Below are 23353 nucleotides of genomic sequence, written 5' to 3'. Positions count from 1 at the left end.
AACGCTCAACCGTCTTTAAACATCTGATCGTTCAGCCTTGGCTGTTCGATCTCAAGCCCGACAAGTCGAACCTGGAAATATGGCGCAGCGGACGGGACTCGAACCCGCGACCCCCGGCGTGACAGGCCGGTATTCTAACCGACTGAACTACCGCTGCGCGTCGGTGCAACCTTTAACGTTGCGTCTTGCCCTGAAGCAAAACTCTCAAGAAGTGGTGGGTGATGACGGGATCGAACCGCCGACCCTCTGCTTGTAAGGCAGATGCTCTCCCAGCTGAGCTAATCACCCTTTGCTTCGTTGAGGCCGCGAAATTTACGCAGATAGCGGACCTAAGTCAATAGCCCGCTTGAAGTTTTTCTGAAAAAGACAAAATTGCTTCAAGACGGCTACCGGTCCTACTCGCTGTAAATCATCTTCTTGCTCATGCCACCGTCAACCACAAACTCCTGCCCGGTGACAAACCCCGCCTGACGCGACAGCAACCACGCCACCATCGCTGCCACGTCTTCAACCGTACCCACCCTGCCCGCCGGATGCTGGGCGTGATCGGCATCGGTCAATGGCTCGGCACGCCGAGCAGCAGGATCACGCGCATCGATCCAACCAGGGCTCACGGCGTTGACCCGCACCTCTGGCCCCAGACTCATGGCCAAGGCGTGAGTCAGGGCCAGCAGGCCGCCCTTGCTCGCCGCGTAGGCTTCGGTGTCGGGCTCCGACTGGCGGGCCCGGGTCGACGCCAGGTTGACGATGGCACCGCCGTGGGCACGCAGATACGGCGCACAGTGCTTGGCCAACAGCATCGGCCCACTGAGGTTCACCGCCAGCACCCGGTTCCAGTAAGCCAGGTCAAGGCTCTCCAGGGTGATATTGCGCGGGTCGGCCACTGCCGCGTTGCACACCAACGCATCCAGGCGCCCGAACTGGCCCAGCACCTCGGCGACGCCCTGGGCGACTTGTTTCTCATCGGCCACGTCCATGGTAATAAACCAGGCATTGTCACCCAGCACCTTGGACACCTTGGAACCGCGCTCGCGGTCCAGGTCGGTCAACACCACTTGCCAGCCTTCACTGATCAGCCACGCGGCGATACCGAGGCCAATGCCGCGCGCCGCGCCCGTCACCAGTGCAACGCGGCCGTTACCGGTCGCTGCAGCGTCCATGGACCACTCGATCACAAGGCAGCCAGCCCGCGGGCCAGGTCAGCCTGCAAGTCAGCCACATCTTCCAGCCCCACGGCGATGCGAATCAGGCTGTCACGGATGCCCGCCGCTTCACGCTCTTGCGGGGTCAGACGACCGTGGGAAGTGGTGCCTGGGTGAGTAATAGTGGTTTTGCTGTCACCCAGGTTGGCGGTGATGGAGATCAAGCGCGTCGCATCGATAAAGCGCCAGGCGCCTTCTCTGCCACCTTTCACTTCAAAGCTCACCACACCGCCGAAACCACGCTGCTGACGCTGAGCCAACGCGTGCTGCGGGTGGCTCTTGAGGCCGGCGTAATGGACCTTCTCGATACCGTCCTGCTGCTCCAGCCACTCGGCCAAAGCCTGCGCATTGGCGCAATGGGCTTTCATGCGCAGGCTCAGGGTCTCCAGACTCTTGAGGAAGATCCAGGCGTTGAACGGGCTCAGGCTCGGGCCAGCGGTACGCAAGAAGCCCACCACTTCCTTCATCTGTTCGCTGCGGCCAGCAACCACGCCGCCCATGCAACGGCCCTGGCCATCGATGAACTTGGTGGCCGAGTGCACAACGATGTCTGCGCCCAGCTTCAACGGCTGCTGCAAGGCAGGCGTGCAGAAGCAGTTATCGACCACCAGCATCGCGCCTTTGGCATGAGCTATTTCGGACAAGGCGGCGATATCCACCAACTCGGCCAGTGGGTTGGAAGGCGACTCGACGAACAACAGCTTGGTGTTGGCCTTGATTGCCGCCTCCCAGCCGGAAAGTTCGGCCAAAGGCACGTAGTCCACTTCAACACCGAAGCGCTTGAAGTACTTCTCGAACAGGCTGATGGTCGAACCGAATACGCTGCGCGACACCAGCACGTGGTCACCCGCGCTGCACAGGCTCATCACCACGGCCAGAATGGACGCCATGCCGGTTGCCGTGGCCACTGCCTGCTCAGCACCTTCCAGCGCCGCGATACGCTCTTCGAACGCTCGCACGGTCGGGTTGGTGTAGCGCGAATAAACGTTGCCCGGCACTTCACCGGCGAAACGCGCAGCGGCGTCGGCAGCAGTGCGGAACACATAGCTTGAGGTGAAGAACATCGGGTCACCGTGCTCACCTTCCGGGGTGCGGTGCTGGCCGGCGCGCACAGCCAGGGTATCGAAAGCTACGCCATCGAGGTCGCTGTCCAACCGACCGGCATCCCATTCCTGACTCATGCTGCGACTCCTCACTCAATTCTTTATTTAAGATACAAAACCGGCCCCTCAGGGCCGGTGTTTACTCAGTTGTTGTACAGATCGATGATCGCGCTGACCGCCTGGGTCTTGATCTTCGACGAGTCGTTACGCGCCTGCTCGATTTTGTTCAGGTAAGCCTCATCGACATCACCGGTCACATACTTGCCGTCGAACACGGCGCAGTCGAACTGCTCGATCTTGATCTTGCCACCGCCGACCGCTTCGATCAGGTCCGGCAGGTCCTGATAGATCAGCCAGTCGGCGCCGATCAGGTCGGCCACGTCCTGGGTCGAACGGTTGTGGGCGATCAGTTCGTGGGCGCTCGGCATGTCGATACCGTACACGTTCGGGTAACGCACGGCAGGCGCGGCGGAACAGAAATACACGTTCTTCGCACCGGCTTCGCGGGCCATCTGGATAATCTGCTTGCACGTGGTGCCACGCACGATGGAGTCGTCCACCAGCATCACGTTCTTGCCACGAAATTCCAGCTCGATGGCGTTGAGCTTCTGGCGGACCGACTTCTTGCGCGCTGCCTGGCCCGGCATGATGAAGGTACGGCCGATGTAGCGGTTCTTGACGAAACCTTCGCGGAACTTGACGCCCAGATGGTTGGCCAGCTCCAGCGCAGCGGTACGGCTGGTGTCCGGAATCGGGATCACCACGTCGATATCGTGCTCTGGACGCTCGCGCAGGATCTTCTCGGCCAGCTTCTCGCCCATGCGCAGACGCGCCTTGTAGACCGAAACGCCATCAATGATCGAATCCGGACGCGCCAGGTAGACGTGCTCGAAGATGCACGGGGTGAGTTTCGGCGCCACAGCACACTGACGGGTATGCAGCTTGCCATCTTCGGTGATGTACACCGCTTCGCCCGGGGCCAGGTCACGGATCAGGGTGAAGCCCAGCACGTCCAGGGATACACTTTCGGAAGCGATCATGTACTCGACGCCCTCGTCGGTGTGACGCTGGCCGAACACGATCGGGCGGATGCCGTGGGGGTCGCGGAAACCGACGATGCCATAACCGGTGATCATGGCCACCACCGCGTAGCCACCGACGCAACGGTTGTGCACGTCAGTGACCGCAGCGAACACATCTTCTTCAGTCGGCTGCAACTTGCCACGCTGGGCCAGCTCGTGAGCGAACACGTTAAGCAGCACTTCCGAGTCGGAGTTGGTGTTGACGTGGCGCAGGTCAGATTCGTAAATCTCCTTGGCCAGCTGTTCAACGTTGGTCAGGTTACCGTTGTGCGCCAGGGTGATGCCATAAGGCGAGTTGACGTAAAACGGTTGAGCTTCGGCCGAAGTCGAGCTACCGGCAGTCGGGTAACGCACATGGCCAATGCCCATGTGCCCGACGAGGCGTTGCATGTGACGCTGATGGAACACGTCACGCACCAGGCCATTGTCCTTGCGCAGGAATAACCGGCCGTCGTGGCTGGTCACAATACCGGCAGCGTCCTGGCCGCGGTGCTGGAGGACGGTTAGCGCGTCATACAGCGCCTGATTGACGTTCGACTTACCGACGATACCGACGATGCCACACATGCGACGCAACCCCTACTTAATGAATCTTGACTGAACACAGCTTACTGAGGCGTTTTGGCCGGTAAAAGGTGTTCCTTGAACGGAAGATCAGCGGGTACGCTGATTCCGCTGGCCAGCCACTGACTGCTCCACCCCAGAATGAGGTTCTTGGACCAGTCTGCAACCAATAGAAATTTTGGCACGAGTACCGACTCCTGCCACCACGAATCCTGCTGTACCGGCCCCAGGCTCAATAGCCCGACCGCCACAACCACCAGCAAGCCGCCACGCGCGGCGCCGAAGGCCATGCCGAGAAATCGATCGGTCCCGGAGAGGCCGGTGACACGTATCAACTCGCCAATAAGATAATTGACCATTGCCCCCACCAGCAGCGTGGCGATGAACATGATGGCGCAGCCCGCGATAACGCGAGCCGAAGGTGTTTCGATATACCCGGCCAGGTAAACCGACAGTGAACCACCGAACATCCAGGCTACGACTCCTGCGATGATCCAAGTCAGCAACGACAGTGCTTCTTTTACGAAGCCGCGGCTTAGACTGATCAAAGCGGAGATGGCGACGATTGCAACGATCGCCCAATCAACCCAGGTAAATGGCACAGTGCAGCCTACGTACGGATAAGGCGGCGCATTTTAGCAGAGCGCCGGGCTATCGGTAAGCTGTGATTACGGGTGCTTTGCAAATCAATGGGTTGTGAAGAGCGAACGCTATCTTAAGACCACTAAAAAACCAATGTGGGAGCGGGCTTGCTCGCGAATACGGTGTGTCAGATACACATTCAGTGACTGACACTCCGTATTCGCGAGCAAGCCCGCTCCCACATTTGAACCGCATTCCCGCTTAAAATCAGCCGCGCTCAGGCTGGAAACGCACCACAAAACCATTGAGATTCTGCTGCCGGCCCAACAAGTCCCGCAGGCGATCCGCCTCGGCACGCTCGATCAGCGGCCCGATAAACACCCGGTTCTTGCCGTCGGCGCTACGGATATAGGCGTTGTAGCCCTGGGTACGCAGCTTTTTCTGCAAGGCTTCGGCGCTCTCGCGGTTGGCCAGGCTGGCGAGCTGGATCGACCAACTGATCGGCAAGCCATTCGGATCGATACGGCTCTGCCCCACATCAGGCTTACCCGGCGCAGCCGGTTGCGGCGCTACTGGCTTGGGCGCAGGCGCGGGCGCAACAGGCTTGGCGGCAACGACCGGGGCCGGAGCAGGCTTGACCACAGGAACACTCGGCTGTATCGGCTGGGTCGGCGCCTGCTGCGCAGCGATTTCCTCGTCGGTCGGCACCGGCTCTTGCGGCAGCGCCTGCGGCTCGGGCACCACCACCGGCTCAACCTGAACCTGAGGGACCGCAGGCGCCTGGGGCGCGGCCGGCGCCTCGACGACTACCTGGCGCTGTTCGTCCTGACGGGAAAACAGCATCGGCAGAAAAATCACCGCCAACGCCACCAACACCAGGGCCCCAACCATTCGCTGCTTGTATGCGCTATCCAGTAATGCCATGTGCAGCTTCCTCCGTGGAGCGCCGGGCCAACCACTCGAACGCCTCGGCAACACAATAAAATGATCCGAACAACAGAATTTCGTCCTCGGCCGTGGCCACCGCGCATTGCGCTTCAAGTGCTGCGGTGACGCTTGCATACGACGCCACCGATGCGCCAAGGTTCTGCAAGGCGACTTCCAGCTCGGCGGCCGGACGAGTGCGCGGCGTATCCAGCGGCGCTACCGCCCACGCCTGGACATTGCTCAGCAACGGCGCGACCACGCCATCCAGGTCTTTATCGGCCAACAGCCCGAACACCGCCAAACGGCGACCAGCCGGTGGCGTGCGCGACAGGCGCTGTGCCAGGTATTCGGCAGCGTGCGGGTTGTGCCCCACATCCAGCAGCAGATTCAAACGCTTGCCAGCCCACTCGAACGTGCGACGATCCAGACGCCCAACAACACGAGTCGCCTGCAATGTCGCAGCAATCTGCTCGGCATTCCACGGCAAATCCATCAGCAAGTAAGCTTGCAGCGCGAGCGCAGCGTTTTCCATCGGCAGGTTCAGCAGCGGCAAATCACGCAACTCTACAACTTGCCCACGCACATCACGCCCGCGCCATTGCCAATGCTGGTTGCCAATCTCGAGATTGAATTCGCGCCCCCGCAGGAAAAACGGGCAATCCAGTTCACGCACCTTATCGAGCAAGGTATGCGGCGGGTTCAGGTCGCCACACAGCGCAGGCTTGCCCTGACGGAAGATACCAGCCTTTTCATAGGCTACCGACTCACGGGTATTACCCAGGTAGTCGGCATGGTCAACGCCAATGCTGGTGACCAGCGCGAGGTCGGCATCCACCACGTTGACCGTGTCCAGACGCCCACCCAGGCCAACTTCCAGGACAACCACATCCAACTGCGCACGCTCGAACAACCAGAACGCCGCCAAGGTGCCCATCTCGAAGTAAGTCAGGGATATCTCACCACGCCCGACGTCCAGCGCGGCGAAGGCTTCGCAGAGCTGCTCGTCAGTGGCTTCGACGCCATTGAGCTGCACCCGCTCGTTGTAACGCAGCAGGTGCGGGGAGTTGTACACGCCCACTTTCAGCCCTTGGGCTTGCAGCAGCGCCGCGACAAAGGCACAGGTAGAGCCTTTGCCGTTGGTGCCGGTCACCGTGACCACGCGCGGTGCCGGCCGGCCCAACCCAAGGCGGGCCGCTACCTGTTGCGAGCGCTCCAGGCCCATGTCGATGGCGGACGGATGCAACTGCTCAAGGTAGGCGAGCCATTCGCCCAGGGTACGTTGGGTCATAGGTTTGCAGGCACCGGCGGCACGACGATTGGCTCGACTTTAGGCGCGATGTACACCGGTGTCGGCAGGCCCATCATTTGCGCCAGCAGGTTACCCAGGCGTGGACGCAGCTCGCCACGGGCGATGATCATGTCGATGGCGCCGTGCTCAAGCAGGAACTCGCTGCGCTGGAAACCTTCCGGCAGCTTTTCGCGAACGGTTTGTTCAATCACGCGCGGGCCGGCAAAGCCGATCAGGGCCTTCGGCTCACCGACGATCACATCACCCAGCATCGCCAGGCTGGCGGAAACGCCGCCGTAGACCGGGTCGGTCAGCACGGAGATGAACGGAATGCCTTCTTCGCGCAGACGCGCCAGTACCGCGGAGGTCTTGGCCATTTGCATCAGGGAGATCAGCGCTTCCTGCATACGCGCGCCACCTGAGGCGGCGAAGCAGATCATCGGGCAACGGTTTTCCAGGGCGTAGTTGGCGGCACGTACGAAACGCTCACCCACGATGGCGCCCATGGAACCGCCCATAAAGGAGAACTCAAACGCGGACACGACAACCGGCATGCCCAGCAGCTTGCCGCTGACCGAAATCAGCGCGTCCTTCTCACCGGTCTGCTTCTGCGCAGCGGTCAGGCGGTCCTTGTACTTCTTGCCGTCGCGGAACTTGAGCCGGTCAACCGGCTCCAGGTCGGCGCCCAGCTCGTTACGGCCATCGGCGTCGAGGAAAATGTCGATGCGGGCGCGGGCGCCGATACGCATGTGGTGGTTGCACTTGGGGCAAACGTCCAGGGTCTTTTCCAGCTCGGGGCGGTACAGCACCGCGTCGCAGGATGGGCACTTGTGCCACAGACCTTCAGGAACCGAGCTTTTCTTCACCTCGGAACGCATGATCGAAGGGATCAGTTTGTCTACTAACCAGTTGCTCATGCTTTCTTTCTCCAGTACCGGTGGCTTGAACACAGCCCCGCGTATGCCCTTGAGCTAAATTCATATGTGGCGATGACACATGCTGGACGGGGTCAGACGTTCGACCGGCCATTTCCCGCATGCCTCCTCAGCCTTCCAGACAACCTGCCAGCGCAGGGTTGCCACTTCATTTCCGGGCCTCCCGCAGGCGGCGCCGGTGCTGTTCTACACAGTGGTAGTTATGGACGGCGGCAGACTGCCAGCCGTCACATCGCGCCACTGCTGTTGCGCACGGCCTGCATGAATGCGCGAATCTTCTGGTGATCCTTGATGCCCTTGCCCTGCTCCACCCCACCACTCACGTCCACCGCGTACGGCCTGACCTGCTCGATGGCCGCCCCGACATTGGCCGGGTTGAGGCCACCCGCGAGGATGATCGGCATCTTCAAGCCTTCGGGAATCAGCGTCCAGTCGAAGGCCTCACCCGTTCCGCCGGGCACACCTTCGACATAGGTGTCCAACAGAATCCCGCGAGCACCAGTATAGGCCGCACAGGCGGCGGCAATGTCATCCCCCGCCTTGACCCGCAGCGCCTTGATATAGGGGCGCTGGTAGCTTTCACACTCGTCGGGGCTTTCATCGCCATGGAATTGCAGCATGTCCAGCTGCACGGCATCCAGGGTTTCGTTGAGTTCGCAGCGACTGGCGTTGACGAACAGCCCCACGGTGGTCACGAACGGCGGCAACGCGGCAATGATTGCCCGAGCCTGCAACACATTCACCGCCCGCGGGCTTTTGGCATAAAACACGAAACCAATGGCATCCGCGCCCGCCTCGACTGCCGCCAGCGCGTCTTCTATGCGGGTAATCCCGCAAATCTTGCTGCGAACGGCTGACATGTCGTAGAAACCTCAGGGTTGGACCGAGAAAGTCCCGGATGGTAACAAAAGCTTTTCCGGGCGTCAGCCGCCAAGTTCGCTGAAACCTGTGAGGAAGTGTGGCCCGATGAAGCGATCCGGCAACTCGAACTCATCGCGGTATTCCACATCCACCAGGTACAGGCCGAACGGATGCGCCGTCACTCCGCCAGTGCGGCGGATGCGGCTTTCCAGCACTTCCCTGGCCCACTCCACCGGACGCTCGCCGGTGCCGATGGTCATCAGCACACCCGCAATGTTGCGCACCATATGGTGAAGGAAGGCGCCGGCACGAATGTCCAGCACGATCATTTTGCCGTGGCGGGTCACCCGCAGGTGATGGACTTCCTTGATCGGCGATTTGGCCTGGCACTGGCCGGCACGGAAGGCGCTGAAGTCATGCACACCCACCAAATGCTGTGCAGCCTCGGCCATGCGCTCGGCATCCAGGGGACGGTGGTTCCAGGTAATTTCCTGATTAAGGTGCGCCGGGCGGATCTGATCGTTATAGATCACATAGCGGTAGCGCCGGGCAATCGCCTTGAATCGCGCATGAAAATCCGCAGGCATGACCTTGGCCCAGGTGACGCTGACGTCGTGGGGCAAATTGATATTGGCGCCCATCACCCACGCCTTCATCGTGCGCTCGGCCTGGGTATCGAAGTGCACCACCTGGCCACAGGCGTGCACACCCGCGTCGGTACGCCCGGCGCACATCAGCGACACCGGCGAGTCAGCGACTTTCGATAAAGCGTTTTCCAGGGTTTCCTGCACCGTCAACACGCCGGAGGCCTGGCGCTGCCAGCCGCGATAGCGCGAACCTTTGTATTCCACGCCCAGGGCGATGCGGTAAAAGCCTGCGGCCGCCATTTCGGCGGCCGCGTTATCTATATTTGCCAAGAACTGAGAGCCCGATGAGTTGCGCAAAGGCGCCCATTATAAAGGCGGCAGGCGTATGAGGGGCGCTTTTGTTGCATGAGCGTACGCAGTCCTGATGTGGGAGCGGGCTTGCTCGCGAAAGCGGTGGGCCAGCCAACTAATGCATCGACTGACACTCCACTTTCGCGAGCAAGCCCGCTCCCACACTGGATTTGCATCTTCCTTCAGATTTTGCCAAGCATTTCCTTGGCTTCACCGCGCTGGCTTTCATTACCCTCGGTCAACACCTCGGAAAGGATGTCCCGCGCGCCGTCGGCATCGCCCATGTCGATGTAGGCCTGGGCCAGGTCCAGCTTGGTGGCGACCTCATCGGTACCGGAAAGGAAGTCGAATTCCGGCTCATCACCGCCCAACGCCGCCTCTTCAGCGTTGAAGGAAGGCTCGATCGGCGGATGCTCAAGGCTCTGGGACAGGCGATCCAGTTCAGCGTTGACGTCATCGAGCTCCGAGGCGAATACCTCGGGCTTGCCGGCGGCAGGCGCTTGCGGCTCATCCGCCAGGGACAGGTCGAAATCTTCCGGCAGGTCAAAGTCGTCCAGCGCGGCAGGCGTCAGGGTCGGCGGCTCAACGGCCGGGACATCCTTCATCTGGTCTTCAAGACCGGAAAGGAAGTCGTCATCCGACTGCGTGGACGCCGGAGCCTCCAGTTGCAGGTCCAGATCAAAGTCCGACAAATCGTCCGGGCTGGCCTTGGCTTCAGTCTGCTGTTGCAACACAGACTCGAAGCTCAGCTCGTCTTTCGGGTTGACCACGGCCGGTGAAGCGGCTTCCAGATCGTCCAGGCTCAGGTCGAAATCCGTGTCGAACGCCTCAGGCTCCGGGGCCGGAGCAGCGGGTTTGTCTTCCATCAGGTTCTTGACGTATTGGGCGTCCAGGGCCGCTGCAGCCACCGCAGCACTGACGCCCGCCGCCAACACAGCCATGGCCGGGAAGCGGCTTTTGAGCTGCTCTACCTGGGCATGGTTCTCACCATTGGCCACCAGTTGACGCTCCTGGGTAACGAAGCCGTCCTTGTCGCTCTGCAGGCCGTAAACTTCCATCAACTTCAAACGCAGATCGCTTCGCTTGGGCTCGCGCTTGATCGCCTGCTCCAGCACATCGGCCGCCTGGTTAAGGTGTCCACGGTCGATATGAGATTGAGCTTGCGCCAACGCATCACTGGAATTTTCCGGAGCGACGGCGACCGCCAGCGGTGAGAGTACCGAGGCAACCGTCGGCGCAACCACGACCGGCTCAACCACCGCAGCGGGCGCAGGCGCAGCAGCCAACTTGACGTTCGGCGGCGTTACTTCAAGGCCTTCAAAGCTGTCCGGTGGCAGGTCGTGATCAATGCTAGGGGAAAATTGCGGTTCTTCGGCCAAAGCCCGCGCCATACGCAGGTGCTTTTCTTCTTCAAGGCGCGCATTGCGATGACGTGCCCACAACAACAGGAGCAACAACACCAGCAAGCCAGCCGCACCGCCGATCACACCCAGGACGATCGGATTAGTCAGCAGATCGTTGAATTTACCTTCGGTGGTGTCAGGCGCGGCATCCGGCTTGATCGGCTCGGGTGCAGCCGGTGTCGGTGCAGCCGCAGCAGGCGCAACTTCGGGCGTTGCTGGAACAGCAGCGGGCGCAGCGGCTGGCTCGCCGGCCAATTGAGCGGGCATCGCCGCAGTCGCCGGCGCGCCGTTTGCTGCCTGCAACCTGGCAAGTTGATCGTTTTTCAGTTGAATCAGCTTTTGCAGCTTGTCCAACTGGCTTTGCAGGTCCGCCGCGCGGCTTTTCAGTTCGGCATTGTCGCGGCGAGTGGTATCCAGTTGTTCCTGGGTCATCGCAAGCTTGTCGTTCAGTGCCCGACCATCACCCGCCTTGCCCTTCGCGCCTTTCTTGGCCGATTCGGCAGAGACCAGGCTCAAGTTATCCTTCGCGTCGGTGCTCGACGGCGCATTGCCCGCCTGGGCGCGCTTGGTCGCGTCCAGTTGCTGCTTGCCGGCCGCTTGATTATTGGCCGTGCGACGCCCCTGGCGCCAAGCCGCATTTTGCGCGGTCACTTCGGCAATCGCCTTGGGCTGCGCCAAGGCGGAGGCTTGCTGGCGGTCCGGCAGGCGCAGGACATGGCCAGTTTTCAGGCGATTGATGTTGCCGTCGACAAAGGCGTCAGGGTTGAGCGCCTGAATAGCCAGCATGGTCTGCTGGACCGAGGCACCATTACGGTTCTTTGCGGCAATTTCCCACAGGGTGTCGTGAGAAGTCGTGGTGTGCTGAGCGGGTTTGCTGACAGTCGGCGCAGTGCCGGTCGGCGCGCTCAGACGCGGCGCGGGTGCGCTGGCAGCCGGCGTCGGCGTCGGTGCCGACTGCTCGAACTTGGCCGGGTCGAGCAGCACACTGTAGTCGCGCATCAGGCGGCCATTGGGCCATTGCACCTGCAGCAGGAAACGCACATAGGAATCCGGCAGCGGCTTGCTGGACGTGACGCGCACCACGCTGCGGCCGCTAGGGTTGATCACCGGGGTAAACGTCAGGTCATTGAGGAACGCCTGGCGATCAACGCCTGCGTCTACAAACGCCTGGTCGGAGGCCAGGCCCGGGGTAATCTCGGAAGCGGTGAGGCCACCGACATCAAGCAATTCGATTTCCACCGACAACGGCTGGTTCAACTTCGACTTGAGGGTCATCTCCCCAAGCTGCAGCGCCTGCGCCATACCGGAGGACAGCGCCGAGGCGGCCGCTATTGCTAACACCAGTTTGCGAACTTGAACCATAGCCTCATCCTTTGTTTGAACACTCCCCGGCCTGCGAGAAGGTTGGTAACCGCTGCCATAAGGCATGGCGAGCCGATAGGTTACCGACGCGCTTCTGTTCCGCTAGGGACCAAGCATAGCGCTTGGCTAGAATCAATCTACAAATTGCCGCCAAGTATCTTTTACGCAAGGCCTTTTATCAACAACTGCGCCAGTTGCACGGCATTCAATGCGGCGCCTTTGCGTACGTTATCTGACGTCAGCCATAGATTTAGTTCCGCCGGGTCATCCACGCCCGCACGTACTCGACCCACGTAGACCACGTCCTGGCCGACCGCATCGCCCACGGCCGTGGGGTAATCGCCCTCTTCGACCAGCTCAATGCCCGGTGCAGCCTCGAGTGCACGGTTGACCACCGCCAGATCGACTGCCGCGCCCAATTGCAATGACACAGTCAGGCTATCGCCAAAAAACACCGGTGCTTGAACGCAGGTTGCGGAAATCTTCAGTAAAGGAGTTTCCAGTACCGCACGCAGTTCGTGGACCAGGCGTCGTTCCAGGGCTGTATGACCTTGGGCGTCCGACGTGCCGACTTGTGCCAGCAAGTTGAAGGCCATCTGCCGATCGAAGAACTTGGGCTCCAGCGGGCGTACGTTCAGCAGCTCTGCGGTTTGTCGAGCCAGCTCGCTGACAGCATCACGGCCCTGGGCAGAGACGGCCAGGTTGGCGGTGACGCTAACGCGCTGGATGTCCAGCAAACGGCGCAGCGGCGCGAGGACTACCGCCAGGTTGGTGGCGGACGGGCTTGGGCTGCCCAGCTGGAAGGGCTTTTTCAGACCGTCCAGCACATGGGCGTTGGCTTCCGGCACCACTTGAGGTGCCTGCTCGGCCGGCAACGCGCCGGACAGATCGATCACCGAGCAGCCGGCGGCCGTGGCGCGCGGGGCGAAACTCAGGGTTACCGCCGGACCGGCTGCGAAGAACGCCAATTGCGCCTTGCTGAAATCGAATTCATCGACTTCCTTTACCCGCACGTTTTTGCCGCGAAACGGTACTGACGCACCGGCCGAGTTGCTGCCCGCCAGCAGGTACAAGGTGCCCACCGGGAAATCCAGCTCTTCGAGAATCTGCACCAGGGTTTCGCCCACGGTGCCGGTAGCGCCGATCACTGCAATTTCAAAAGTCTGGGTCATGGGGGCTGCCTCGGGCATTGCGGGGGGAGCGGCACTTTACCGGGTGGCTGGGGGTGAGGCAATTAACCTGGGGGTTTGTGCTGTGGCTGCTGGCCCCATCGCGAGCAAGCCCGCCCCCACATTCGACCGCATTTCAACGCTGGAACTCGGTCAAGTGTGGGAGCTGGCTTGCCGGCGATGAGGGCCCTAAAGAACAACAAAAAACCCGCGCCTGTCACCAGAACGCGGGTTTCTTACTTACCAGCAGCGATTACCGCTCCAGCAAAATCCGCAGCATGCGGCGCAGTGGCTCGGCCGCGCCCCACAGCAGTTGGTCGCCAACGGTGAAAGCGCCCAGGTACTGGGTGCCCATGTTCAGCTTGCGCAGACGGCCAACCGGCACATTCAGGGTGCCGGTAACCTTGGTCGGGCTCAGCTCCTGCATGCTGATTTCGCGGTTGTTCGGCACCAGCTTGACCCATGGGTTGTGCTGGCTGATCAGCCCTTCGATATCGGCGATCGGCACGTCTTTGTTCAGTTTGATAGTCAGCGCCTGGCTGTGGCAGCGCATGGCACCGATACGCACGCAGATACCGTCCACCGGGATCGGGCTCTTGAAGCGGCCCAGAATCTTGTTGGTTTCGGCCTGGGCTTTCCACTCTTCGCGGCTCTGGCCGTTCGGCAGTTCCTTGTCGATCCACGGGATCAGGCTACCGGCCAATGGCACACCGAAGTTCTCGGTCGGGTAGGCCTCGCTGCGCATGGCTTCGGCCACACGGCGGTCGATGTCGAGGATCGCGCTGGCAGGATCGGCCAGTTGATCGGCAACCGCCGCGTGGGTCGCGCCCATTTGCTTGATCAGTTCGCGCATGTTCTGCGCACCCGCACCGGACGCCGCCTGATAGGTCATGGCGCTCATCCACTCGACCAGGCCCGCTTCGAACAAGCCGCCCAGGCCCATCAGCATCAAGCTGACGGTGCAGTTGCCGCCGACGTAGTTCTTGGTGCCCGCATCCAGTTGCTGGTCGATGACCTTGCGGTTGACCGGGTCGAGGATGATCACGGCGTCGTCCTGCATACGCAGGCTGGAGGCGGCGTCGATCCAGTAACCCTGCCAGCCGGCTTCGCGCAGCTTGGGGAAGACTTCGCTGGTGTAGTCGCCACCCTGGCAGGTCAGAATCACATCGAGGGTTTTCAGCTCTTCAATGCTGTAGGCGTCCTTGAGCGGGGCGATATCCTTGCCCACGGACGGCCCTTGGCCACCTACGTTCGAAGTGGTGAAAAACACCGGCTCAATAAGATCGAAATCCTGCTCTTCCAGCATCCGCTGCATGAGCACGGAACCGACCATACCGCGCCAACCGATCAGACCTACACGTTTCATCGCAACTACACCTTGTTAAAAAGTGGGCCGCCTTGCAGCAACAACTGCAAGCGGGCCCGAGAGATTACAGATTCCGCAGCGCGGCGACTACTGCGTCGCCCATTTCTTGCGTGCCGACTTTGGTGCAACCCTGTGACCAAATGTCACCGGTGCGCAAACCTTGGTCCAACACCAGGCTGACGGCCTTCTCGATGGCATCGGCCGCGTCGCTCAGGTTGAAGCTGTAACGCAGCATCATCGACACCGACAAAATGGTCGCCAACGGGTTGGCAATGCCCTGCCCTGCGATGTCCGGCGCCGAACCGTGGCAGGGCTCGTACATGCCCTTGTTGTTGGTGTCCAGGGACGCCGACGGCAGCATGCCGATGGAACCGGTGAGCATCGAGGCCTGGTCGGACAGGATGTCGCCGAACAGGTTGTCGGTGACGATCACGTCGAACTGCTTCGGCGCACGCACCAGCTGCATCGCGGCGTTGTCGACGTACATGTGGCTCAGTTCGACGTCCGGGTAGTCCTTGGCCACTTCTTCGACGATTTCGCGCCACAGTTGGCTGGAGGCCAGTACGTTGGCTTTGTCGACGGAGCAGACCTTTTTGCCGCGCACGCGGGCCATGTCGAAACCGACACGGGCGATACGGCGGATTTCGCTCTCGCTGTACGGCAGGGTGTCGTAGGCCTGACGCTCACCATTCTCCAACTCGCGCACGCCACGCGGCGAGCCGAAATAGATACCACCGGTCAGCTCGCGCACGATCAGGATATCCAGGCCCGCCACCACTTCCGGCTTGAGGCTCGACGCGTCGGCCAGTTGCGGGTAGAGGATGGCCGGACGCAGGTTGCCGAACAGGCCCAGTTGCGCGCGAATTTTCAGCAGGCCGCGCTCAGGGCGGATATCACGTTCGATCTTGTCCCATTTCGGGCCGCCTACGGCGCCGAGCAGCACAGCGTCAGCAGCACGGGCACGGTCCAGCGTCTCGTCGGCCAAGGGCACGCCATGCTTGTCGATGGCGGCGCCGCCGATCACGTCGTGGCTCAGTTCGAAGCCCAGGCCGTACTTGGTGTTGGCCAATTCCAGGACTTTGACCGCTTCGGCCATGATTTCCGGACCAATACCGTCGCCAGGAAGAATCAAAATCTGCTTGCTCATGCGTTCCTCATTTCATCAAGCGACCTGCCCGTGGGCAGGTCGGGAAAATTAATCAACGTTCGGCAAAAACCACCAGCACGTCGGTGCTGAAGGTGCCGTCGGCCTGAATCTCGTAGTAATCACGCACTTCCTGGCCCATCGCCTGCTGCAGCTCAAGGATCGCGGTGCGCAAGGCCTGTGGTGTGCGCATGCGCTCGACCCAGGAGGTGTATTCCAGGCGCAGGCGTTGGCGACTGCTGGTGCGCACATGCAGGCCGGCCTCGCTGAGTTGACGCATCCACTCGGCGGCGGAGTAATCGCGCACATGGCTGGTGTCGCGCAGCACTTCGACGGTTTGCAGGTAAGTGTCCAACAGCGGGCTGCCCGGTGACAAGACGTCGACAAAGGCCGCCACGCCACCTGGCTTGAGTACGCGGCGCACTTCACGCAAGGCCCGGCCGAGGTCGCTCCAGTGGTGGGCCGAGTAACGGCTGAACACGAAGTCGAACTCGCCATCGGCGAATGGCAGGTGCTCAGCGGCGCCGCATACGGTGCGGATGTTGTTCAGGCCGCGATCTACAGCGGCGGCCGCTACCACGTCGAGCATTTGTTGGGACAGGTCGTAGGCCACCACTTCTTTTACCAACGACGCCACTTGGAAACTCACATGCCCGGCACCGCAGCCTAAATCCAGCAGTCGTGCAGCACCGGCCCCGGCCAGTTCGGCCTGGAGCACGGCGAATTCGGTGCCTTGGGCGTGCACGGCACTGCTCAGGTAGGCCGAGGCTTGCTCGCCGAATTGTTTTTGCACGACTTGGGTGTGGGCGGTGCTGGTCATGGTGAGCTTCCTTGAGACTTGCGTTGTTTGTACTGCCGTCTTCGCGAGCAAGCCCGCTCCCACATTCAACCGAGTTCCTTCAGTTGAAATGCAATCAAATGTGGGAGCGGGCTTGCTCGCGAAGGGGCCAGTCCGGTCTACATAGAATCACGCGTCGCGAAACAACCAGGGCTGGCTGGCCCGGTGCTTGGTTTCAAACGCGGCAATCGCATCGCCGTCCTGCAACGTCAGGCCGATGTCATCCAGGCCATTGAGCAGGCAGTGCTTACGGAACGCATCGACTTCGAAGTGATACACCTTGCCGTCCCGGCGCGTAACGGTCTGCGCGGCCAGGTCGACGGTCAGTTGGTAGCCCACATCGGCTTCCACTTGCTTGAACAGCTCATCCACTTCGGCGTCGCTCAAGATGATCGGCAGCAAGCCGTTCTTGAAGCTGTTGTTGAAGAAGATGTCGGCGTAGCTCGGCGCGATGATGCTGCGAAAGCCATATTCTTCCAGGGCCCACGGCGCGTGTTCACGGCTCGAGCCGCAACCGAAGTTCTCGCGGGCCAGCAACACGCTGGCGCCTTGATAACGTTCGGCGTTGAGCACAAAGTCCTTGTTCAGCGGGCGCTTGGAGTTGTCCTGGTAGGCGTAGCCCACGTCCAGGTAGCGCCACTCATCGAACAGGTTGGGGCCAAAACCGGTGCGCTTGATCGACTTCAAGAACTGCTTGGGGATGATCTGGTCGGTGTCGACGTTGGCACGGTCCAACGGCGCTACGAGACCTGTGTGTTGGGTAAAAGCTCTCATCGGGTTTTCCTCAGATCAATTCGCGAACGTCGATGAAACGACCGTTGACGGCAGCTGCAGCGGCCATGGCCGGGCTGACCAGGTGGGTACGCCCACCGGCGCCCTGACGCCCTTCGAAGTTACGGTTGGAGGTGGACGCGCAATGCTCGCCCGATTCCAAACGGTCCGGGTTCATCGCCAGGCACATCGAGCAGCCCGGCTCACGCCATTCAAAACCGGCCTCGAGGAAGATCTTGTCCAGGCCTTCGGCTTCGGCTTGCGCTTTGACCAGGCCCGAGCCTGGCACCACGATGGCTTGTTTGATGGTCGAAGCGACTTTACGGCCTTTGGCGATCACCGCTGCGGCGCGCAGGTCTTCGATCCGCGAGTTGGTGCAGGAACCGATAAACACGCGGTCCAACTGGATGTCGGTAATCGCCTGGTTGGCTTTCAAGCCCATGTATTTCAAGGCGCGCTCGATGGAACCGCGCTTGACCAGGTCGGCCTCTTTAGCCGGGTCCGGCACGTGCTGGTCGACGGCCAGGACCATTTCCGGCGAGGTGCCCCAGCTGACTTGCGGCTTGATCTGCGCAGCGTCGAGCTCGACCACGGTGTCGAACACCGCATCGGCGTCGGAGACCAGGTCTTTCCAGGCTTCGACGGCGGCATCCCAATCGGCGCCTTTCGGTGCGAACGGACGGCCCTTGACGTATTCAACGGTCTTTTCGTCCGCCGCCACCATGCCCACGCGGGCACCGGCTTCGATGGACATGTTGCAGATGGTCATGCGGCCTTCAATGGAGAGGTCGCGAATCGCGCTGCCGGCGAACTCGATGGCATGGCCGTTACCACCGGCGGTGCCGATCTTGCCGATCACAGCGAGCACGATGTCCTTGGCAGTCACGCCAAAGGGCAATGTGCCTTCGACCAGGACCAACATGTTCTTCATTTTTTTGGCGACCAGGCACTGGGTGGCGAACACATGTTCCACCTCGGATGTGCCGATGCCATGGGCCAACGCGCCGAACGCACCGTGAGTAGAGGTGTGGGAGTCGCCGCAGACCACAGTCATGCCGGGCAACGTCGCGCCCTGCTCCGGGCCGATCACGTGAACGATGCCTTGGCGCACGTCATTCATCTTGAATTCGGTGATGCCATATTCGTCGCAGTAATCGTCGAGGGTCTGCACCTGAAGGCGCGACACGGTGTCGACGATCGCGTCGATGCCGCCCTTGCGCTCAGGGGTCGTCGGTACGTTGTGGTCCGGGGTGGCGATGATCGAGTCGACGCGCCAAGGCTTGCGCCCGGCCAGCCGCAGGCCTTCGAACGCTTGGGGCGAGGTCACTTCATGGATGATGTGACGGTCGATATAGATCAGCGACGAGCCATCGTCGCGCCGTTTCACTTCATGGGAATCCCAAAGCTTGTCGTAAAGCGTTTTGCCGGCCATCAGTCGGTCCTCATCATCGGTCTTTCTATGCCCCGGGCCTTGAGACATTCAATAACCCTTTGGCTTGTGAGGCTGATGGTATGGCGCTACATTAAATAACTCAAATTCATATTTTTTATGCTTTGGATTACCAATTGGAATACCACAATGGACTTGGCCAACCTCAACGCTTTTATTGCCATCGCCGAAACCGGCAGCTTCTCCGGCGCCGGTGAACGCCTGCACCTGACCCAGCCGGCCATCAGCAAGCGCATTGCCGGCCTGGAACAACAATTAAAGGTGCGCCTGTTCGATCGCCTGGGCCGTGAAGTCGGCCTGACCGAGGCCGGGCGGGCTTTGCTGCCGCGTGCCTATCAGATTCTCAACGTGCTGGACGATACGCGCCGCGCCCTCACCAACCTGACCGGCGAAGTCAGCGGTCGGCTGACCCTGGCCACCAGCCACCATATCGGCCTGCACCGCCTGCCACCGATCCTGCGCACCTTTACCCGCCAGTACCCCAACGTGGCGCTGGATATTCAGTTCCTCGATTCGGAAGTGGCCTACGAAGAGATTCTGCATGGCCGCGCTGAAGTGGCGGTCATTACCCTGGCGCCTGATCCGCACAATTTAGTCCGCGCCACCCCGGTGTGGGATGACCCCCTGGATTTCGTGGTGGCACCGGAGCACAGCTTGACCGGCAACGGCACTGTCAATCTGGCCGATATTGCCAGGCACCCGGCGGTGTTTCCGGGCGGCAACACCTTTACCCACCACATCGTCAGCCGTCTATTCGAGGCTCAGGGCCTGACGCCGAACATCGCGATGAGCACTAACTATCTGGAAACGATCAAGATGATGGTGTCTATCGGCCTGGCCTGGAGCGTTTTGCCGCGCACCATGCTCGATGATCAGGTGGCAAGCATCGCTTTACCGGGCATACAGCTCAGTCGCCAGCTAGGCTATATCGTGCACACCGAAAGGACGCTGTCGAACGCTGCGCGGGCTTTCATGAGCCTATTGGATGCACAGGTCGATCTGCCAGGGATACCGGCATGAAGCTGTGCGACCCCAAGGTCTGAAACACGCCGCGCCGACCGCCCATTGAGCCAAGGCCCTTTGATAATGCGCAACCCCGTCGACTCAGTGCCGCCCCTGCCCCGCATTTACGCCCTGGACCCTCAAGAGGCGGAACAAAGCTGGGACAATGCCCCGCAATTGCTGGCAGCCCTCAATGCTGCCCGGCTGGGCGCGTGGAGCTGGGAAATCGACACCGGCAGAATCAGCTGGTCAAGGGGCACTCAGGCGCTGTTCGGCTACGATCCCCGGCAACCTTTGCCCAAGGACCTGGAATACCTCGACCTTCTCGCCCCGCAGGATCGTGAGCGGGTCGTGCGCGCCTTTCATGCGGTGCTGGCGGGAGAGCCGTTCGAGCAGGCCATGCACCACCATATACAGTGGCCGGATGGCAGCGATCACTGGCTGGAAATCAATGGCAGCCTGATGCCGGACAAGGCCGGTCGGCGCCGCATGATCGGCGTGATCCGCGAGACCACCCGCCAGCGCGAGCGCGAGCGCGCCCTCATGCAGTCCGAAAAACGCTTCGCCACGCTGTTTCACCTGTGCCCCAACATGGTCCTGCTGACCCGTCAATCCGACGGTCTGATCAGCGAAGCCAACCAGTATTTCGAGATACACTTCGGTTGGCCCGTGGCCCACGCGATCGGCCGCACCACGCTGGACCTTGGCCTGTGGCGACAGCCTGAACAACGTGCGCTGCTGGTCAAGGCCACGCAGCGCAAGGGCGAACCCATCACCATGGAGGTGCAGTTCTGCGCCAGCAACGGCCAGATCCACGATGGCACCCTCAGCGCGCAGAAAGTCGAGCTGGAGGGCGAGGCTTACCTGATCAGCACCTTTCTCGACACCACCGAGCGCAAAAACGCCGAGCAAGCCCTCAAGGACAGCCAGGAGCGCCTCGACCTCGCCCTGGATTCAGCGCAACTGGGCACCTGGGACTGGCACATCCCCACCGGTATGCTCTACGGCTCGGCCCGCGCCGCCCAATTGCACGGGCTGCCGCCCGAACCCTTCCACGAGTCGTTCGATGCGTTTTTTGATGGCATGTCGGATGACGACCGCGAAGGCATGCGCAATGCCTATCGCAGCTTGCGTGAAGGCCAGGACGGCAACTATCAGTTGACCTACCGCGTGTTGACGGAGGACGGCAGCCCTCGCTACCTGGAAAGCCGGGCACGCCTCTATCGCGACGAATCCGGCAAACCGCTGCGCATGGCCGGCACCTTGCTCGATATCACCGACCAGGTGGAGCGCGAACAACGCATCACCGCATCCGAAGAAAAATTCGCCAGCCTGTTCCAGGCCAGCCCCGACCCAATCTGCGTCACAGGCCTGGACAGTGGCGCCTTTATCGAAATCAACCCCGCCTTCACCCAGACCTTTGGCTGGACAGTTGCCGAGGTCATCGACAAAAGCGCTGAGCAGATTGGCCTGTGGGATGAATCGAGCAAGCGCTTGCAGCGTATCGAACGGGTGATCCGCGAGCAGGCGCTGAGCAATGTGGCCATCGTGGTGCACCACAAGAATGGCCAAAGCTTGACCTGCATGATCTCCAGCCGGCTGATCACGGTCGGAGCCCAATCCTGTATCGTCACTACCCTGCGCGATATCACCCAGCAACAACGCTCGGAGGCCGCGTTAAAGGCCAGTGAAGAAAAATTCGCCAAGGCTTTCCATTCCAGTCCCGACGCCATTTCCATTACCGAACGTGACACTGGCCGCTATGTCGAAGTCAACGACGGCTTTTGCCGCCTCACCGGCTATCGCGCCGAAGAAGCTATTGGCCTCACGCTTTACCAGATTGGCATCTGGGCCGATGAAAACCAGCGTGCTGCGCTGTTGGCCGAACTGCAGATCAAAGGTCGTATCCATCACCTGGAAATGCTTTGGCACAACAAACTTGGCGAGTTGTTGGCCGTCGAGGTTTCGGTAGAACCGATCACACTGAATGAAATGCCGTGCCTGCTGCTGACCGCGCGGGACGTGAGCCTGCTGAAAAACGCCCAGGCGCAGATTCGTCACCTGGCCTATCACGACCCGCTGACCAACCTGCCCAATCGCGCATTACTGATGGACCGCCTGAGCCAGCAGATCGCCCTGCTCAAGCGCCACAACCTGCGCGGCGCGTTGCTGTTCCTCGACCTCGACCACTTCAAGCACATCAACGATTCCCTCGGCCACCCGGTGGGCGACACCGTGCTGAAAATCGTCACCGCGCGCCTGGAAGCCAGCGTGCGCATGGAGGACACGGTAGCGCGCCTGGGCGGGGATGAATTTGTGGTACTGCTCAGTGGCCTGGAGGGTACGCGGGCGCAAGTCAGCGCCCAAGTGCAGGAGCTGGCCGACACCCTGCGCGAATTGCTCTCGGAGCCGATGTTCCTCGATGGGCACCGCTTGCAGGTCACGCCCAGTATTGGCGTGGCGCTGATTCCCGACCATGGCTCCACGCCGGCCGACCTGCTTAAACGCGCCGACATTGCCCTGTATCGCGCCAAGGACTCGGGGCGCAACACCATACAAATGTTCCACAACAGCATGCAGAAAACCGCCAGCGAGCGCCTGCGCATGGAAACCGACCTGCGCCTGGCCCTGTCACGCGGAGAGTTCAGCGTGCATTACCAGCCCCAAGTGGATGCGCGCGGTAACAAAATCGTCGGCGCCGAGGCGCTGGTGCGCTGGCAACATCCGCAGCTGGGTGCGCAGTCACCGTCCGAATTCATCAAGGTCCTGGAAGACAGCGGCTTGATCCTGGAAGTCGGCACCTGGATTCTCGATCAAGCCTGCGGCGCATTTGCGCAACTGATTGCCGATGGGCTGGTGGACCCACTGAATTTCAGCCTGTGCGTGAACATCAGCCCCCGACAGTTTCGCCAGAACGACTTTGTGGAGCGGGTGGAGCACAGCCTCAAGCAGTACCATCTGCCCCACAGCCTGCTCAAACTGGAAATCACCGAAGGCATCGTGATCCAGAACCTGGACGATACCGTGGCCAAGATGCGCCGCCTGAAAAAGCTTGGCGTGAGCTTTGCGATGGATGACTTCGGCACCGGCTATTCGTCGTTGACCTACCTCAAGCGCCTGCCGGTGGATGCGCTGAAGATCGACCAGTCCTTTGTGCGCGACGCCACCCATGACCCCAACGATGCAGAAATCATCCGCGCCATTGTGGCCATGGCCCGTAGCCTGAACCTGGACGTGATCGCCGAGGGCGTGGAAACTCCGGAACAACTGGCGTTCCTGCAAAAGCTGGGCTGCCATTTGTACCAGGGGTACCTGCACAGCCGGCCGTTGCCGATCGAGGGGTTCAGGCGTTTGTTGATGTGAGGC

The 23353-nt window shown here is 61.1% G+C and carries 18 protein-coding genes and 2 tRNA genes; 2 read left to right on the top strand and 18 right to left on the bottom strand.

Features of this window, described 5'->3' with window-relative positions; genetic code table 11:
* Nucleotides 1-80: 80 nt before the first annotated feature.
* The 18 genes from ACLBW8_RS03285 to leuC form a co-directional block, all read right to left on the bottom strand.
* A tRNA-Asp gene (locus ACLBW8_RS03285) sits at nucleotides 81-157 on the bottom strand.
* A gap of 55 nt (nucleotides 158-212) precedes the next feature.
* A tRNA-Val gene (locus ACLBW8_RS03280) sits at nucleotides 213-288 on the bottom strand.
* 107 nt (nucleotides 289-395) lie between these two features.
* Nucleotides 396-1160 (bottom strand): SDR family oxidoreductase, encoded by a 765-nt coding sequence (locus ACLBW8_RS03275; RefSeq protein ID WP_082895925.1) that lies wholly within the window; start codon nucleotides 1158-1160, stop codon nucleotides 396-398.
* Nucleotides 1161-1171: 11 nt separating this feature from the next.
* A complete protein-coding gene (locus ACLBW8_RS03270; protein WP_447804564.1) occupies nucleotides 1172-2383 on the bottom strand; it encodes an O-succinylhomoserine sulfhydrylase in 1212 nt (403 codons plus the stop codon).
* 65 nt (nucleotides 2384-2448) lie between these two features.
* Nucleotides 2449-3954, bottom strand: a complete 1506-nt coding sequence (gene purF, locus ACLBW8_RS03265) for an amidophosphoribosyltransferase (RefSeq protein WP_064453243.1) — start codon at nucleotides 3952-3954, stop codon at nucleotides 2449-2451.
* Between the two features lie 41 nt (nucleotides 3955-3995).
* A complete protein-coding gene (locus ACLBW8_RS03260) occupies nucleotides 3996-4553 on the bottom strand; it encodes a CvpA family protein (protein ID WP_003212681.1) in 558 nt (185 codons plus the stop codon).
* A gap of 247 nt (nucleotides 4554-4800) precedes the next feature.
* On the bottom strand, nucleotides 4801-5457 hold the full coding sequence (locus tag ACLBW8_RS03255) for an SPOR domain-containing protein (RefSeq protein ID WP_064453244.1): 657 nt from the start codon (nucleotides 5455-5457) through the stop codon (nucleotides 4801-4803).
* Nucleotides 5441-6748, bottom strand: a complete 1308-nt coding sequence (folC, locus tag ACLBW8_RS03250; protein WP_447804563.1) for a bifunctional tetrahydrofolate synthase/dihydrofolate synthase — start codon at nucleotides 6746-6748, stop codon at nucleotides 5441-5443. Before folC ends, ACLBW8_RS03255 begins: the two co-directional genes overlap by 17 nt.
* Nucleotides 6745-7665, bottom strand: coding sequence for an acetyl-CoA carboxylase, carboxyltransferase subunit beta (gene accD, locus ACLBW8_RS03245; protein WP_064453246.1), 921 nt, complete (start codon nucleotides 7663-7665; stop codon nucleotides 6745-6747). The genes folC and accD overlap by 4 nt, the downstream gene beginning before the upstream one ends.
* Nucleotides 7666-7910: 245 nt before the next feature.
* Nucleotides 7911-8543: a phosphoribosylanthranilate isomerase gene (locus tag ACLBW8_RS03240; RefSeq protein WP_447804562.1), complete on the bottom strand. Its 633-nt coding sequence runs from the start codon at nucleotides 8541-8543 to the stop codon at nucleotides 7911-7913.
* Nucleotides 8544-8606: 63 nt separating this feature from the next.
* Nucleotides 8607-9431: a tRNA pseudouridine(38-40) synthase TruA gene (gene truA, locus ACLBW8_RS03235; protein ID WP_064453248.1), complete on the bottom strand. Its 825-nt coding sequence runs from the start codon at nucleotides 9429-9431 to the stop codon at nucleotides 8607-8609.
* Nucleotides 9432-9664: 233 nt separating this feature from the next.
* Nucleotides 9665-12247 carry a FimV/HubP family polar landmark protein gene (locus tag ACLBW8_RS03230; protein ID WP_447804561.1) on the bottom strand — a complete coding sequence of 861 codons (2583 nt, stop codon included), beginning with the start codon at nucleotides 12245-12247 and terminating at the stop codon, nucleotides 9665-9667.
* 161 nt (nucleotides 12248-12408) lie between these two features.
* Nucleotides 12409-13419 (bottom strand): aspartate-semialdehyde dehydrogenase, encoded by a 1011-nt coding sequence (locus ACLBW8_RS03225; protein WP_447804560.1) that lies wholly within the window; start codon nucleotides 13417-13419, stop codon nucleotides 12409-12411.
* A 250-nt stretch (nucleotides 13420-13669) separates the two neighbouring features.
* A complete protein-coding gene (asd, locus tag ACLBW8_RS03220; RefSeq protein ID WP_053257089.1) occupies nucleotides 13670-14782 on the bottom strand; it encodes an aspartate-semialdehyde dehydrogenase in 1113 nt (370 codons plus the stop codon).
* A gap of 64 nt (nucleotides 14783-14846) precedes the next feature.
* Complete coding sequence (gene leuB / locus ACLBW8_RS03215) at nucleotides 14847-15929, bottom strand: 3-isopropylmalate dehydrogenase (RefSeq protein ID WP_447804559.1); 1083 nt, start codon at nucleotides 15927-15929, stop codon at nucleotides 14847-14849.
* A 52-nt stretch (nucleotides 15930-15981) separates the two neighbouring features.
* Nucleotides 15982-16746: a class I SAM-dependent methyltransferase gene (locus ACLBW8_RS03210; RefSeq protein WP_447804558.1), complete on the bottom strand. Its 765-nt coding sequence runs from the start codon at nucleotides 16744-16746 to the stop codon at nucleotides 15982-15984.
* A 147-nt stretch (nucleotides 16747-16893) separates the two neighbouring features.
* Nucleotides 16894-17538, bottom strand: a complete 645-nt coding sequence (leuD, locus tag ACLBW8_RS03205) for a 3-isopropylmalate dehydratase small subunit (protein ID WP_447804557.1) — start codon at nucleotides 17536-17538, stop codon at nucleotides 16894-16896.
* Between the two features lie 10 nt (nucleotides 17539-17548).
* Nucleotides 17549-18967 carry a 3-isopropylmalate dehydratase large subunit gene (gene leuC / locus ACLBW8_RS03200; protein WP_064453254.1) on the bottom strand — a complete coding sequence of 473 codons (1419 nt, stop codon included), beginning with the start codon at nucleotides 18965-18967 and terminating at the stop codon, nucleotides 17549-17551.
* Nucleotides 18968-19114: 147 nt separating this feature from the next.
* Between leuC and ACLBW8_RS03195 the strand changes: the two genes are divergently transcribed.
* Both ACLBW8_RS03195 and ACLBW8_RS03190 read left to right on the top strand, forming a co-directional pair.
* A complete protein-coding gene (locus ACLBW8_RS03195) occupies nucleotides 19115-20005 on the top strand; it encodes a LysR family transcriptional regulator (RefSeq protein WP_064453255.1) in 891 nt (296 codons plus the stop codon).
* A 66-nt stretch (nucleotides 20006-20071) separates the two neighbouring features.
* The gene (locus ACLBW8_RS03190) at nucleotides 20072-23350 is read left to right on the top strand and encodes a sensor domain-containing protein (protein WP_447804556.1); all 3279 of its coding nucleotides are present in this window, start codon (nucleotides 20072-20074) and stop codon (nucleotides 23348-23350) included.
* Nucleotides 23351-23353 lie beyond the last annotated feature (3 nt).

It is taken from the genome of Pseudomonas sp. M5A4_2d (assembly GCF_053345295.1).
The sequence above is the reverse complement of the archived record's forward strand: the minus strand, read 5'-3'. Positions and strand labels throughout refer to the sequence as shown.

Coding starts and splice junctions, on each gene's coding strand:
- ACLBW8_RS03240 (WP_447804562.1), bottom strand. CDS start 8,543: ATGTCAGCCGTTCGCAGCAAGATTTGCGGGATTACCCGCATAGAAGAC.
- ACLBW8_RS03195 (WP_064453255.1), top strand. CDS start 19,115: ATGGACTTGGCCAACCTCAACGCTTTTATTGCCATCGCCGAAACCGGC.
- leuD (WP_447804557.1), bottom strand. CDS start 17,538: ATGAGAGCTTTTACCCAACACACAGGTCTCGTAGCGCCGTTGGACCGT.
- ACLBW8_RS03225 (WP_447804560.1), bottom strand. CDS start 13,419: ATGACCCAGACTTTTGAAATTGCAGTGATCGGCGCTACCGGCACCGTG.
- folC (WP_447804563.1), bottom strand. CDS start 6,748: ATGACCCAACGTACCCTGGGCGAATGGCTCGCCTACCTTGAGCAGTTG.
- ACLBW8_RS03210 (WP_447804558.1), bottom strand. CDS start 16,746: ATGACCAGCACCGCCCACACCCAAGTCGTGCAAAAACAATTCGGCGAG.
- leuC (WP_064453254.1), bottom strand. CDS start 18,967: ATGGCCGGCAAAACGCTTTACGACAAGCTTTGGGATTCCCATGAAGTG.
- ACLBW8_RS03190 (WP_447804556.1), top strand. CDS start 20,072: ATGCGCAACCCCGTCGACTCAGTGCCGCCCCTGCCCCGCATTTACGCC.
- ACLBW8_RS03255 (WP_064453244.1), bottom strand. CDS start 5,457: ATGGCATTACTGGATAGCGCATACAAGCAGCGAATGGTTGGGGCCCTG.
- truA (WP_064453248.1), bottom strand. CDS start 9,431: ATGGCGGCCGCAGGCTTTTACCGCATCGCCCTGGGCGTGGAATACAAA.
- accD (WP_064453246.1), bottom strand. CDS start 7,665: ATGAGCAACTGGTTAGTAGACAAACTGATCCCTTCGATCATGCGTTCC.
- ACLBW8_RS03230 (WP_447804561.1), bottom strand. CDS start 12,247: ATGGTTCAAGTTCGCAAACTGGTGTTAGCAATAGCGGCCGCCTCGGCG.
- ACLBW8_RS03275 (WP_082895925.1), bottom strand. CDS start 1,160: ATGGACGCTGCAGCGACCGGTAACGGCCGCGTTGCACTGGTGACGGGC.
- purF (WP_064453243.1), bottom strand. CDS start 3,954: ATGTGTGGCATCGTCGGTATCGTCGGTAAGTCGAACGTCAATCAGGCG.
- asd (WP_053257089.1), bottom strand. CDS start 14,782: ATGAAACGTGTAGGTCTGATCGGTTGGCGCGGTATGGTCGGTTCCGTG.
- ACLBW8_RS03270 (WP_447804564.1), bottom strand. CDS start 2,383: ATGAGTCAGGAATGGGATGCCGGTCGGTTGGACAGCGACCTCGATGGC.
- leuB (WP_447804559.1), bottom strand. CDS start 15,929: ATGAGCAAGCAGATTTTGATTCTTCCTGGCGACGGTATTGGTCCGGAA.